Here is a 13,761-nt window from a genome sequence, read left to right as displayed (position 1 = left end):
CTCCACTTACAAACAGGGTGGGGTAATAATGTTTTTTTCACCAAATAACCTAACCGCAAACACCATTAATATGGAATTTCTTTTGTATGTCCCACCTGTTTTAGGCGTCATCGGCCTGCTGTATATGGCTGTTCAATGGAACTGGGTCGGCAAACAAGACGCAGGTGAACCCAAAATGAAGGTCATTGCCGATCATATTTCGGAAGGTGCAATGGCATTCCTTCATGCAGAATATCGCATTCTGGGGGTTTTTGTCTTGGTAGCCAGTATTCTGCTCGGTATCTTGGCGATGCAGATGCCAGAAACCTCGTCTCCTTTGATCATTGTGGCATTTGTCATTGGCGCAGTATTTTCGGCGGCTGCCGGGAATGTAGGGATGCGGATTGCCACCCGCGCCAATGTGCGCACAACACAAGCGGCAAGAACGTCTCTCTCTCGTGCCCTAAAGGTTTCTTTTACCGGTGGTTCCGTGATGGGACTGGGCGTGGCTGGGTTGGCCGTTCTGGGGCTAAGCACCCTTTTTATTGTTTTTTATAACGTCTTTATGGGCGGCCAAATGAACTCGGTTACGGAAATGACCCGTGTTCTGGAGGTGTTAACCGGATTTTCATTGGGTGCAGAATCCATTGCCCTTTTTGCACGTGTGGGCGGCGGTATCTATACCAAAGCGGCTGATGTTGGGGCAGACCTAGTAGGTAAAGTTGAAGCGGGCATTCCGGAGGACGATCCTCGGAACCCTGCCACGATTGCCGACAATGTGGGGGATAACGTTGGTGATGTTGCTGGCATGGGTGCGGACTTATTCGGGTCGTATGTGGCAACCGTTTTGGGTTCGATGGTGCTTGGAAACTATGTAATCCGTGATTCAGGTGTGATGAATGACGGATTTGGGGGGATTGCACCCATTTTACTCCCGATGCTGATTGCCGGGGTGGGGATTTTGTTCTCTATTATTGGGATGTGGCTCGTGAGTGTAAAAGATACCGATGCCACCACCGATACCGTACAATCGGCCTTGAATCGTGGAAACTGGGTATCTCTTGGGCTGACCGCAGTAGCCTGTTATGGCCTGATTATGTGGATGTTGCCTGCCGAAATGCAAATGGATTTCTTCGGTCAGGGGTTGATGACGGTCACAAATCTAAACGTTTTCTTTGCCGTTGTGGTTGGTTTGGTCGTGGGGGCGCTCATCTCGTTCATAACCGAGTACTATACCGGACTGGGTAAAAAGCCAGTGATGGACATTGTTCACCGTTCTGGAACAGGGGCCGCAACCAATATTATTGCGGGTCTTGCTACCGGGATGATCTCCACAGCATATCCGATTATTTTGTTTGCGGGCGCCATCTGGTCTGCTTATGCATTGGCTGGATTTTATGGTGTCGCGATTGCCGCTTCTGCCATGATGGCAACAACAGCCATGCAACTTGCCATTGATGCTTTTGGTCCGATTGCAGACAATGCGGGGGGGATCGCTGAAATGAGCGAATTACCGGAGGAAGTACGTGGAAGAACGGACATCTTGGACTCGGTTGGAAATACAACTGCGGCGATTGGTAAAGGATTTGCGATTGCATCCGCGGCGCTCACGGCATTGGCGCTTTTTGCGGCTTATGTGAATGTTACAGGGATTGACGGCATCAATATCTTTAAGGCAGATGTTTTGGCAGCACTTTTTGTGGGTGGTATGATTCCTGTAGTATTTTCTGCTTTTGCTATGAATTCCGTTGGAAAGGCAGCGATGGAAATGGTAAAGGAAGTTCGGCGTCAATTTCGCGAAATTCCCGGTATCATGGAAGGGACAGGAGAACCGGAATATGGCCGTTGCGTGGAAATCTCTACCGAAGCAGCCCTCCGCGAAATGATGGTTCCTGGCATGATTGCCATTATTACTCCTTTGATTGTGGGATTCTTGATGGGAGCAGAACCATTGGGTGGCTATATGGCTGGTGTTACGGTTTCCGGTGTTCTATGGGCTATTTTTCAATCCAATGCGGGTGGTGCTTGGGACAATGCCAAAAAGTCCTTCGAAAAAGGGGTAGAAATTGATGGCCACATGTATTATAAAAAATCGGAGCCTCATAAAGCTGCTGTTACAGGTGATACAGTGGGCGATCCATTTAAAGATACTTCCGGACCTTCCATGAATATTCTGATCAAACTTTCGTCCATTGTTGCACTCATTATTGCTCCATTTATTGGTATGGGCGGACATGGTGCAGATGAAACAATGGAGTATATGCCTGATACAGAGCAAGAAGGAGGAGTGCCTGTTCCGGAAAACACAACCCCTTCGCCAACGACAACAACACTTAGCTCCTTGAAATTGGATAGTGGCTTAGAAATGAATGTTGCTGCCGATGGAATCGAAAATAAGTTGGTTTCTTTTATTAAAGATGCCAACAAGCCTGTTGACAAAACGACTTGGTTTTCTTTCGACCGCTTGGTTTTTGAAACGGGTAAATCAACTTTGAAGCCTGAGTCGCAAGCACAACTCCAAAATATTGCCAATATTCTGAAAGCGTATCCTGCGGTAAACCTCAAAATTGGCGGCTATACCGATAATACGGGTAAACCCGAAGCCAACTTAGCCCTTTCAGGCGAACGTGCGAAAAACGTAAAAGCAGAATTGGTGAAGTTGGGCGTAGAAGATGCACGTTTGGAAGCCGAAGGCTATGGACAAGAACATCCTGTTGCAGACAATGCAACGGAGGGAGGACGCGCACAAAACCGCCGGATTGATGTCCGTGTAACCAAGAAATAAGCTGAAGTCAAGGTTTCTTTCTTTAATAGTACATCAAAGCCCACAAGATATTTTGTGGGCTTTTGTTTTGGTGCGAATTAGAACATCATTTTCTTCTTCAGTAGCTTGGAACGTTCACGACTTGCGATGACCTCGTGATTACTGGTCAAAATCAATTTGTAGCGGCCACTGAACCAGCCAATCATTTCTTTGATCTGATCCAAACGAATAATGGCCGCACGGTGGACACGCATAAACTCATCGGGATTCAGCCGCTGTTCCAGATCGTCTAAAGTGTGCGAAACAATATGGCGCACCAATTTAGGAAAGGAACTTGGTTGATCTGGCAGGGCAAAAAGCCGTGTCAGGTTGTCTTGCACTTCTATCGAAACGATCTGACGAACCGGAACAATAATGAGTCGGTCTCGGTGAGGGACCGAAATCTGAGAAACATAGGTTTCCGTTACGGCTTTTCGTGTGGGTGGGCTGGTTTTTGTCATCTCTTGCACCTCAAGCCAGTCCAATAATTTAGAAATTTTGGCTTGGTCAATCTCTTTTTTTTCTGGCATTTTACGAAGTTTCTCTGCCCGTTCGATGGAGTCGGCCAATTGAAGTTGATCAACTGGCTTTAATAAATAATGCAAGGCATTCGTCTGAAAAGCACGGAGGGCATACTCATCGTATGCTGTGGTAAAAACCACAATGGGGCGATTATCGGGCGGAATCCTTTCCAAGAGAGAAAACCCATCTAATTCTGGCATTCGGATATCCAGAAAAACTAAATCAATTAGTTGTGTTTCCAGTATTTCCAGTGCCTCCCAGCCATCCGAAGCATCTTCGCAAAGTTCAAGCCTTCCGGCTTCTATATAAGGCATCAATAGTTTGCGCATCCGGGTGCGGGCGGGTGCTTCGTCATCAATAATCAGGGCTTTTAGCATGATAATTTGGGGTTATAAATACGTTTAAAAACGTTATCTATGGGGATTACAAGGTGTTTAGTGGGATTTTTAGTGTTGCCGTTGTGCCGTGTTCCGGATCGCTTTGGAAGGTCAAGAGATTTTCGCATTGGTAAATTTGCAAGAGGCGTTCTTTTACGTTGTTCAGACCTGTGCCAAAAAAAGGTTGCGAAAAAACCGCTTGTTCGCCCCTGCCAAACAAGATAGGAATCCCATAACCGGAATCGTAAACAGAAATGACCGCAGCGTATTCTTTATCTTGTTTTGCCATAATGGTTAAGGTCCCGCGACGTTTATTTTTTTCCAAACCATGCTTTACTGCATTTTCAACGAGGGTTTGAAGCGCAAAAGCGGGGATGAGCATTTGCTCCATTTCTTGGGGAAGGGAGGTCTGAATGATTAAGTCTTTCCCAAATCGTGATTGTTCAAGTGCCAAATAGTGGGCAACCAAGGTGAATTCCTCTTTTAAAGTGGCAAACGTATTACCCCCTGTTTGGAGAACATAACGAAAAATAGCCGCCAAATGCTGGATGTTTTTTTCTGCTTCTTTGGGGTTTTCATCAATCAATGCAGCAAGGGTATTCAGGGTATTGAACAAAAAATGTGGACTGATTTGGGCCCGGAGTGCCACCAATTGGGCTTCGGCATGTTGTTTTACCAATGTTTTTTCCCGCTCAACAAGGACGATACGCTCGCTTGCAAGTCCAAGTTGGTTACAAAGACCGCGAAGCATCTCGAGGTCGCTCAGGTTGTAAAAATTTCGGTATCGCTTTTTACGTCCGAGGAGCAAAAGCCCAATAGGCTGGTGGTTACCGGGAATTGGGATAACAAGCTCAAATCCGCCGGATCGCAATATCTCGCGAGTGGTTCGGGATAAATTCCTTTCGCTCAACTCCGTATTAGAAGTCCAGATGGATTCTTTTTCGCTTAGTTCTTCCCAAATCCGGTTCATCTGTATATCGGAGAAGTAAGGTGGTTTGGGTTGGACACTTCGGAAAATCCATCCATCCGACTGGTTCATGGTTCGTAAAAAGAGTGCGCCCGAAGTTGTATGGACGCCTTCTAAAATTTTCTCTAACGTTTGGCTTACCAATATCTGATGATCCAAAATGTTGAGCATGTGCTCACCAAAACGGTTCAGGCTGCGTTGGGTTGCCCGTTTTTCGGAGGCGATGAGCCGAGAAATGATGTTTTGAAGTCGCTTAACCACCCATTCAAAACCCAAAATAATGCACAATGCCCAAAGCGCACCTGAAATATTAGGCGGGAGGATGGGGAAGAATGTCGGGAGAAAAGTTACCCCGATTAAGAAAAGGAAAAAGGAGAATAGTAAACCGATGGCGTAGGATAAATAACGGCTAATTACTTCATCTACTCGGCCATACTTCAAAATGGCCAAGGAAACCAATAGGATGGGGGTGGTGGAGAATATCTGCGCAATCACCAATATCCAGCCTGCTTGTATATCCGAAATTTCTGATAAGGGGAGTACCCGGCTTATGGCCAAGACCAAAACCGCCATCAAGACCGAAAGTCCTAAGAAAAGCAGGCTACCGATGCGAGACCAAACTTGTCGGTCTTCTCCTACACTGGGTTGCAACAAGACCGAGCGGTCGAGCAATAAATACAAGGCCATACTGGCCGAGATAAATAAATAGACATAAAAAAGAACGGGTGGAAAAATATTTTTATGGGAAATGGGCCCAAACGTCCCCCCGAAAAAAGTGAAAACAGAAAATAAACCATATACGATGGCCGGAATGTATAACATCCAAATACTGTTTCTTAGACCTATCCGAAGGGGCGAACGGTCATAGAGTACCGTATGTAGGAGCAAGGCAGGGAAACCAATCCAACATAACAGACCCAACAAAGAAAGACCCTGAAAGAGGACGTAGGAAACCCCCGTAATGTTCGAGGGCCCCCAAAGTGCCAGCATAAGCAAACGAATCAAATTACCAAAAACAGCTACCGATGCGGTTCCAATAAGCCAGATAGATAAATTGGCTTTGGCACTTCGGTTACGAAGGGGAAGAATGATGCCTAAGGCCATTAAATGGATAAAGGCAATGATTAAAAATCCCCAAAGAGATATGTTCCAGAGTAATTCAGTATGAGGATATATAAAAATAGGGTAATTGGTAAATCGAATATCAAAGGTATATGCTTGTGTACCTCTTAAAATGGTATAACGATGATGTTGGCCTGGTTGGATGGCATCTACGGCGATTTTGAAGGCTTCCGCATCGAAATAACGGATATAATCCAACTCTGTTAAAACATCCCCCGACCGAATGCCTGCTTCATACGCGGTACCTTTAGGGAAAACATAGGTGGCTGTAATCTGGCCATCCACAAACTCCCAATGCACCCAGTCAAATCCGCGATATGCAATTTCCGGCATGTTAAGCTGAATATCAGATGCTACTTGAAGCCAACTCCAGTAGAAGAGTAGGAGAGGTAGGAGGGCAACCAAACCTACGAATCCAATAAATAAACGGCTGTTTCTAATAATTCTGTCCACGGTAATCTCTGTCTCTTAATTAAAGTCCTGATGTAGCCTCCGGATCGCTTGCAATCAGTCTCAAATTTCTCGTTGCCGTTGTGGAACGGAAAAAGAAAAGGGGTGTTTAAGCCTAAAATAATACGTATATTAAACAATTCGACACGCCACTCACACCAAGACCGCGAACCCATAGTACTATTGTTACGAAACCAATCGTTTCTTTTCCGTTAATCCAATACCAATGGTACATAATCGTATGTTGAATCGTCTTTTATTGTGGCTGGGTGGTTTTATTACCCTTGTGCCCTCAATGCTTCCGGCGCAAACGGTTGCCAAATATGGCGCCGACTTTTTGTCTGGCGGTGTTGATGCGCGTGCAATGGCCATGGGAAATACACACATCGCCTTCACTCAGTCGGCTTCTTCTACCTACTGGAATCCGGCGGGGCTGGCACAACTGAAAAACCCCGATATCGGCTATATGCACGCGGAACGCTTTGGAGGAATTGTTTCCTTCGATTATGCTGGCATTGGCTTTCCGGTGGGCCAAAAATCGGCTATCGGTTTTGCGGCGATCCGAAGCGGCGTGAATGACATTAAAGACACCCGTGATGCTTGGGATTTTGAACGCGATACCCCCAAACCCAATCCTGAAAATAATTTCCGTCTCTTTTCTGCCGCAGATTATGCATTTTATCTGACCTATGGACGCAAAGTACACGACCACTTAACGGTCGGTGCTTCGGGAAAACTTATCCGAAGGAAAATTGGTCCTTATGCCGATGCATGGGGATATAGTTTAGATGCTGGCGCACAATATCAGAAAGGGAAACTGCGTTTGGGTATTAACCTTCAGGACGTGACCACCATGTTGCAATCTTGGAGCATCAACCAATCCGAGTTCTCAGAATACCCAGAATACGGTGTTCCAAAAGGAGGAACCGAGATGGTATTGCCAGTGGTACGATTGGGCTCTGGCTACGATTGGAAGGTGGGTCAAGATGGGTCACAACTATCGCTGGGTTTAGATGTAGATATGGCCTTCGATGGACAGCAAAAATATGCTTTTTCGGCTGGCAACCTTTCCATTCATCCACGTTTGGGGGCTGAATATCAATTCAAAAAAGCATTTGCACTCCGAACGGGCATTGCCAATTTTTCAAAAAACTCCGATGGCAGTGTGGCCATTCGTCCGATGGTCGGTTTAGGTCTTATGATTCGTCAAGCAGCCATAGATTATGTTTTTGGGGATTTTTCTGGCCCGACGGCAGAGTTGGGGAACTCTCATATGATTTCGGTTAGACTGGCTTTAGAACGCTGATGCAATAACAATTATGGAAAGGAAAAGGGATATTCAGGCTTCGGTCGTAAGTATTTTGGTACATGCAGCCCTCTTAGGTGGTTTTGCAGTTGTTCCATTGAGCACTATGACACCCCCGCCACGCAAAGCACCGCCAGAAATCATGGTGGAAGCGATCTCTTTGGATGCGTTGGGTGCCGAGGATGCAAAGCCTTCTAATGCAGAAACGGCGGAGGACAACCAACAAGACGAAGTCCCTTTAAATGCCGAGCGTGAAAAACCATTACCAACTCCGCCCCCACCTCCAAAAACCGAGGTAACGAAGTCTAAGCCTTTGCCTGCACCTCCGTCTAAGCCCGTGAAAACCCCGGTTCAGCGTACCGTTCCGAAAACACCAGAACGGGTGATTACGCCGCCCAGAACCCCGGTTGCCAAGCCTTTGAGCAATACCCCGACTCCTGCGACAAAACCACAGGCAAATACATCATCACAAAATACGGGACAACCCAGCAGGCCATCTGCTGCACCCACACCTCGAACGAGTAATGAACCCCGCCCTGAAAGCGCGGCGCCTAAACCCCGTCCTTTACCCCAAAATTCAACCCCACAACCCCGTCCTGAGCCGCCTACAAGGCCGAATACGACTGGGAATACAAATGCTTCTCCAGGTAGTGGTTCAACGGGGTCTAGTACGCGGGATGAACCAAGTGGTCGCTCTGATGCCCCGCCCAGATCTGGCGGAACTGGTGCGTCTGGCGGACAGCTACCGGGACGTGCGGTTGTTCGTCGTGCCATGCCCCGACATACTGTTTTGGTCAATGCTACGATTACAGTGCGGGTAACGGTAGATCCAGAGGGCCGGGTGGTGGGTGCAACCATCGCACGTAAAGGGAATCCGTCCCTCGAAGCCCAAGCTTTATCGGCGGCCCGTGGCTGGCGATGGTCGCCTTTGGCAGAAGGGGGAGGGGAAATCAATCAGTCCACCACCATTACCTTTAGGTTTCAGGTTGAATAATAAGAGTGCTTTGGCTGTTGATGGTTTTTTAGGTGGGGTGGTTGGGAATAAATATGCCTTCTGGCTTGGCTGGCGGGATGAATAAATACTTCAATTAAAAAACGGCGTTTTCGGTATCAAAAACGCCGTTTTTTAAAGTGCTCCCCGTAGGACTCGAACCTACGACCCGCTGATTAAGAGTCAGCTGCTCTACCAACTGAGCTAGAGGAGCATTGGTTAGCATCGGTAATATACAAAACCAAGGTGTATTTTTCCAGAATCAATGCTTTAGTTCAAGAAACCTTCTGGAAGACGTCTATGAACGGGCAATGTTGATGGCTTCAAGTACTTCATCTGGGGTCCAGGTATTGCCGCGAAATATCTTAACCACTTTTCCTGTCGGAGAAATGACTGCTGTGGACAAATTGTGCTCAATCAGATTTCCGCCCTCATCCCGAATTGTTACGCCGAAAGCACCGATCGTCTTGCCAATGGCTTCGGGTGATCCTGTTGCAAAACTCCAATTTGTAAAGCTTTTTGTGTAGCGGTTAGCATAGGCTTTTAGTTTTTCGGGCGTGTCCCGTTTAGGGTCAAAAGAAATGGTGAGTAGATGGACATCGGTTTGTTTAGAGGCGTTAATTTTTGTTTGTAATTGCCTGAACTGGTCGGACATTCTTGGACAAAGCGTCGGATCAGGACAATTCGTATAAATGAATGTGGTGACCAAAATCTTTGGGGAGAAGGAATCTAGTGCAAAATCCTTCCCGTCTTGATTGATGAGGGTGACTTCGGGGATTTGATCACCTGCTTGTAAAATCTTGACGTTATCTGGGATTTCCGCTTTGGGTGCTGCGCTCGGTAGGTTTAAGTCTTCTGGACGAATTTTTTTTATGTCGGTAATCCATGAATCCGTTTCGGTCATATGGAAGATGAACGAGATGGCGTCTCCTGTTTCTAAGCCTTTTAAGAGTTCTGGGCTACGGACGGTAAAGGGCATTGTCATGGATTCCATGACTTCTGGAATGGTTTCATGTTCAATAAATACTACTCCTACATCTCCAAAACCAGTAATTTTGCCTTTGGTTGCATATGTTTTTCCTTCATTGTCCTCTAAGGTCATAAGGAAATAGAGTAAAACAGCGACTCCGACGGCCAATAAGATGCCTAAGAGAAGGGTTTTTTTCATTTGGTTTGTTGCTTGGTTTATATTATTTACAAGACAGCTGGCTCAATCATCTCGATGGTACCTGATACCGAGTCAATTCGGGCGCGAATTCCATTGGGCACGGTGAATTTATTGGAGATATGCCCAATCATAGAGCCATACCACGCGGGAACGCCCAATATTGAAAGATGATCCCATAAAACATCATTCAGGGAAAGGGCTGGTGATTGGTTTGGGTTGCAATTTCGGCAATCTCCAAAGACAATTCCACGCACCTGAGACAAAACGCCTGCGATTTTTAGGTGCGTCAGCATGCGGTCCACCCGGTAAATGTCTTCATCCACATCTTCTAAATACAGGATCTTGTCCGACCAATCGGAGGGCACATATGGAGACCCAAGCATTCCACTCAAGACAGACAGGTTTCCACCAAGTAGAATGCCTTCGGCACTTCCGGAACGTATGGTTTTTACACGTGTAGGTGAAGAGGTGGCGGGGATTTGGTTACTGAATACCGAACGATTGCCCTCGAAGAGGACATCGTTTACATAATGTTTGGTATAGCTGTTCCACGTGGCGGTTCCTACTGGCCCATGAAAGGTTACCAGATTGGAACGGGTATAAATTGCAATGAGCAAAGAAGTGATGTCGCTGTACCCCATAATGATCTTGGGGTTTTGCCGGATTAGATCGAAATCTAAAAAAGAGAACAACCGCGTACAGCCCCAGCCGCCTCTTACGGCCAGAATTGCATCAACCTCGGGATCAGCAAACATGTTGTTTACATCCGCCGCACGATCGTGGTCTTGGCCTCCCAAATACCCGTATTGATCCAGCACATGTTCCCCAAATTTAACTTTAAGGCCCATACCGCGAAGTTTTGCAGCCACCTCGTTTACATCACTGGAGCTAACTTGGCTTGCAGGCGTGATAAGGCCAACAACGGAGCCAACGCGCAAGCGTTTTGGTTTTCTTGTTGCCACAACAGGCGTTGGTTGGGCAAAGGATTGATGGGTAACAAAAGGGACGGACAAGGCGCCAACGCCAGCGGATCGGAGAAATCTTCTTCTGGAAAGAGACATTATGATACCTCGCGCTTTATGAATTAGGTTCCGAAATATAATACTGTGGAACGGTTGTTGTAGATTGCGTTTTATGGTGATTTCGCATGTGGCTTATAATACAACCGTCAGATGGTATGTGGAACGTATATAGCAATAAATTTTGTATGCGAAATTCTTTTGATACGCTTTTTGAGACCAAAATATGGGTATTTTGTGTCCGCTTTTCCTTCTTCATGACGCTAAAATTTAGTTAGATGGCTCAATGGGATTATTTCTGTCCGGGGTGTTTCCGGGAAAAAGGTGCGGTGGCTATTTGTCCTCATTGCGGTTTTGATGAGCATGCACGCCGCTCCCCGCTAATACTGCCGTATAGAACCCTTATCGGCAAGCAATATATTACGGGTAGATTACTTGGTAAACCAGGTGGTTTTGGTATTACTTACTTGGGTTTTGATACGGTTTTAAATACACGAGTAGCCATTAAGGAGTTTTTGCCACGAGAATTGGTGAGTCGGGCGCCCGATGGCATTCAGATGCAACTACATACCGAGGAAGACCGTTCTCTTTTTGAGTTTAGTAAAGACCGGTTTTTGCATGAGGCACGTACCTTGGTTCGGATAGATCATCCAAATGTGGTGCGGGTCCGAAATTATCTGGAAGCAAATGGAACGGCCTATATTGTGATGAACTATTACGAAGGGGCCAATCTGAGCGAGTATTTAGAGGCTAACCGGGGTAAGATTCCCGAAGAACAAGCGTTGGGGTATCTCTTGCCGATTCTTTCCGGTCTGACCGAGGTACACCGAAAGGGCTTCTTACATCGAGACATCAAGCCGGGTAATATTTACATCACTCACGAAGGTCGTCCAATCTTGCTGGATTTTGGGGCGGCACGTTCAGCCGTTAAAGAACAGTCGCGCGGGCTTTCGGTCGTGTTATCGCCTGGCTTCGCACCCATCGAGCAATACCACCGTAGTGGCGAACAAGGAACTTGGACAGATGTTTATGGGTGTGCGGCAACGCTTTATTATGCCCTGACGGGTAAATTGCCCCCAGAAGCAACGGAACGGCTTGCAAATGACGATCCGGATAGGTTGAAGAACCGATTACAAGGGGTTTCATCAACGGTAACTGATGCGATCTTGAAGGGATTATCTGTACACCCGAAAGAACGGCCACAGACAGTCGAGGCGTTCTCTGCGTTGCTTTCGGGTAGTGCGATGCCCTTCTCCGAACAAAAAACAGTGGCCAAAGCCGAGCCTGTAAACCATGATACACGTCCTACGGCATCACAACCACCCCTTACTATGCCACCAACAGTGGGTTATGATTATCCTGTGGCGTATTTCCCAACGGACGTCCCTGCGCCCCAACAGCCTACGGTGGAGCGGCGGTGGGATTGGACCTCCCTCGCCATTTTCTTTGCGGGTGTGTTGATGGCGCTTCTTGCATTGGCTGTCTGGTTCTACAAAACAAATCGCCCAACTCAGTTGATTGTTTCATCGTCTGGTCAGGGGGATTACCGAAAAATTATGGAGGCTGTGGAAGCATCTGGAGAAGGTATGAAAATCTATGTGGAGCCTGGAACATACCGGGAAGTGTTGGTTCTGGATCGGGATGTTGAGATCATTGCTCGGAAGGAAAAAGGGGATGTCATGATTGAAAATGCCAACAACCATGTGATCACAGTAAAAACGGCAACTCCTGTTTTGAAAGGCTTTAAGGTGCGGGCTACCGGAAAAGAAAAAAGTGGGCAACACGCCTTATATGTTACGGGGGGTACACCGATATTAGAAGATTGTGTTTTTACATCCACCGGAGGCGTACCCATTCAAATCAGTGGCCGAGATGCCAAGCCGCATTTGAAGCGTATTTCCATTCCTAAAAGTCATACGGATGGTATAGCGATTGATCAACAAGCGAGTGGGTTGATCGAAGGGGTGGAAATTGCCAATACGAAGGGCTGGGGGGTGGTTGTCTTGGGCGCGAAAGAACCCATTATCCAGCAATCCAAAATTTATAATACGGAGGAGGGAGGTGTTTGGATTGAAAATGGAGGAGGGACCCTGAAGGAAGTGGAAATCTACGGGATGAATAAGCCGGGCGTCCAGATAAGTCGGAACGCAACAGCAACCCTTAGTATGGTGGATATTCATGACGGAAAACAAAATGGCATTTTTATTTCTGAAAACAGCCAAGCCAAAATAGAGAAAAGTAAAGTCTATAAAAACGCCTTCGCGGGCATTGCCATCCGCGATGGGAGCGATCCGGTTATAACTGAGACCAAAATTTATGATGGCCTCGATAATGGCGTTTGGATATACAATGGAGGAAAAGGTCGGTTGGAAAATGTGGAAATATATGGCAACCAGAAAAATGGTATGTTGATCAGTAGTAATGCCATGCCGGCCATCGTAAAATCGAGAATTTATGGCAGTAAACAAGCAGGAATTTTGTTTGATCAGCGGGCAAAGGGAACCATAGATGAAACAGAGATCTATGCGAACGAAAAAACGGGGATTGTTATCCGAGAAGGGAGTGACCCGCTCATTCGTCGTTCTAAGATATATGATGGCAAAGAGGCAGGGATTTTGGTAGGCTCTAATGGGAAGGGGACGATTGAATATTCGCAAGTATTCCGAAACGCCTTTCAAAATATCCATATAGAGGATAGTGGAAATCCGACCATCCGGCAAACAGATATTTATGACGGTCAGGGAGGGGGCGTCTGGGTAACGAATAAAGGAAATGGATTGGTGGAAAACTGCAATATTTATAACAATGCCCGGTTTGGGGTGGGGATTGAAAAACAAGGAGATCCAACCATTCGCCAGTCTAAAATCTATGGCAGTCATTCGCATGGTGTTTGGATATCGGTGGGCGGACGGGGAACCATTCAGGAGAATCAGATTTACGGTAACGCGGAATATGGGGTTTATATCAATCCTAATACCGCACCTTCTTTGGTCAGTAATACAATAAATTCGAATGGACAAGGGGATGTATTGGACCTGGGCTTCTAAAGTCAGTCTA

The 13,761-nt window shown here is 46.6% G+C and carries 8 protein-coding genes and 1 tRNA gene; 4 read left to right on the top strand and 5 right to left on the bottom strand.

Annotation, left to right across the window (positions count from 1 at the left end; translation table 11 throughout):
• Positions 1–70 precede the first annotated feature (70 nt).
• Positions 71–2,764: a sodium-translocating pyrophosphatase gene (locus tag JNN12_14145; GenBank protein MBL7979475.1), complete on the top strand. Its 2,694-nt coding sequence runs from the start codon at positions 71–73 to the stop codon at positions 2,762–2,764.
• Between the two features lie 77 nt (positions 2,765–2,841).
• Here the strand turns inward: JNN12_14145 and JNN12_14140 are convergent, their stop codons facing one another.
• Both JNN12_14140 and JNN12_14135 read right to left on the bottom strand, forming a co-directional pair.
• A complete protein-coding gene (locus JNN12_14140) occupies positions 2,842–3,681 on the bottom strand; it encodes a response regulator transcription factor (GenBank protein ID MBL7979474.1) in 840 nt (279 codons plus the stop codon).
• A 46-nt stretch (positions 3,682–3,727) separates the two neighbouring features.
• Entirely contained in the window at positions 3,728–6,223 is a 2,496-nt protein-coding gene (locus JNN12_14135; protein ID MBL7979473.1) for a histidine kinase, read from the bottom strand.
• 238 nt (positions 6,224–6,461) lie between these two features.
• On the opposite strand from JNN12_14135, the gene JNN12_14130 reads away from it, so the two are divergent.
• Together JNN12_14130 and JNN12_14125 are read left to right on the top strand one after the other, a co-directional pair.
• On the top strand, positions 6,462–7,526 hold the full coding sequence (locus tag JNN12_14130; protein MBL7979472.1) for a PorV/PorQ family protein: 1,065 nt from the start codon (positions 6,462–6,464) through the stop codon (positions 7,524–7,526).
• Between the two features lie 13 nt (positions 7,527–7,539).
• On the top strand, positions 7,540–8,520 hold the full coding sequence (locus JNN12_14125; protein ID MBL7979471.1) for a TonB family protein: 981 nt from the start codon (positions 7,540–7,542) through the stop codon (positions 8,518–8,520).
• A gap of 138 nt (positions 8,521–8,658) precedes the next feature.
• Here the strand turns inward: JNN12_14125 and JNN12_14120 are convergent.
• The 3 genes from JNN12_14120 to JNN12_14110 form a co-directional block, all read right to left on the bottom strand.
• A tRNA-Lys gene (locus tag JNN12_14120) sits at positions 8,659–8,731 on the bottom strand.
• A gap of 84 nt (positions 8,732–8,815) precedes the next feature.
• Positions 8,816–9,685, bottom strand: coding sequence for an SCO family protein (locus JNN12_14115; GenBank protein MBL7979470.1), 870 nt, complete (start codon positions 9,683–9,685; stop codon positions 8,816–8,818).
• Between the two features lie 26 nt (positions 9,686–9,711).
• Entirely contained in the window at positions 9,712–10,647 is a 936-nt protein-coding gene (locus tag JNN12_14110) for an LD-carboxypeptidase (protein ID MBL7979469.1), read from the bottom strand.
• Positions 10,648–10,982: 335 nt separating this feature from the next.
• On the opposite strand from JNN12_14110, the gene JNN12_14105 reads away from it, so the two are divergent.
• Positions 10,983–13,751 carry a right-handed parallel beta-helix repeat-containing protein gene (locus tag JNN12_14105; GenBank protein MBL7979468.1) on the top strand — a complete coding sequence of 923 codons (2,769 nt, stop codon included), beginning with the start codon at positions 10,983–10,985 and terminating at the stop codon, positions 13,749–13,751.
• Positions 13,752–13,761 lie beyond the last annotated feature (10 nt).

Source organism: Bacteroidetes Order II. bacterium (assembly GCA_016788705.1).
Classification (GTDB): domain Bacteria; phylum Bacteroidota; class Rhodothermia; order Rhodothermales; family UBA2364; genus UBA2364.
The sequence above is the reverse complement of the archived record's forward strand: the minus strand, read 5'-3'. Positions and strand labels throughout refer to the sequence as shown.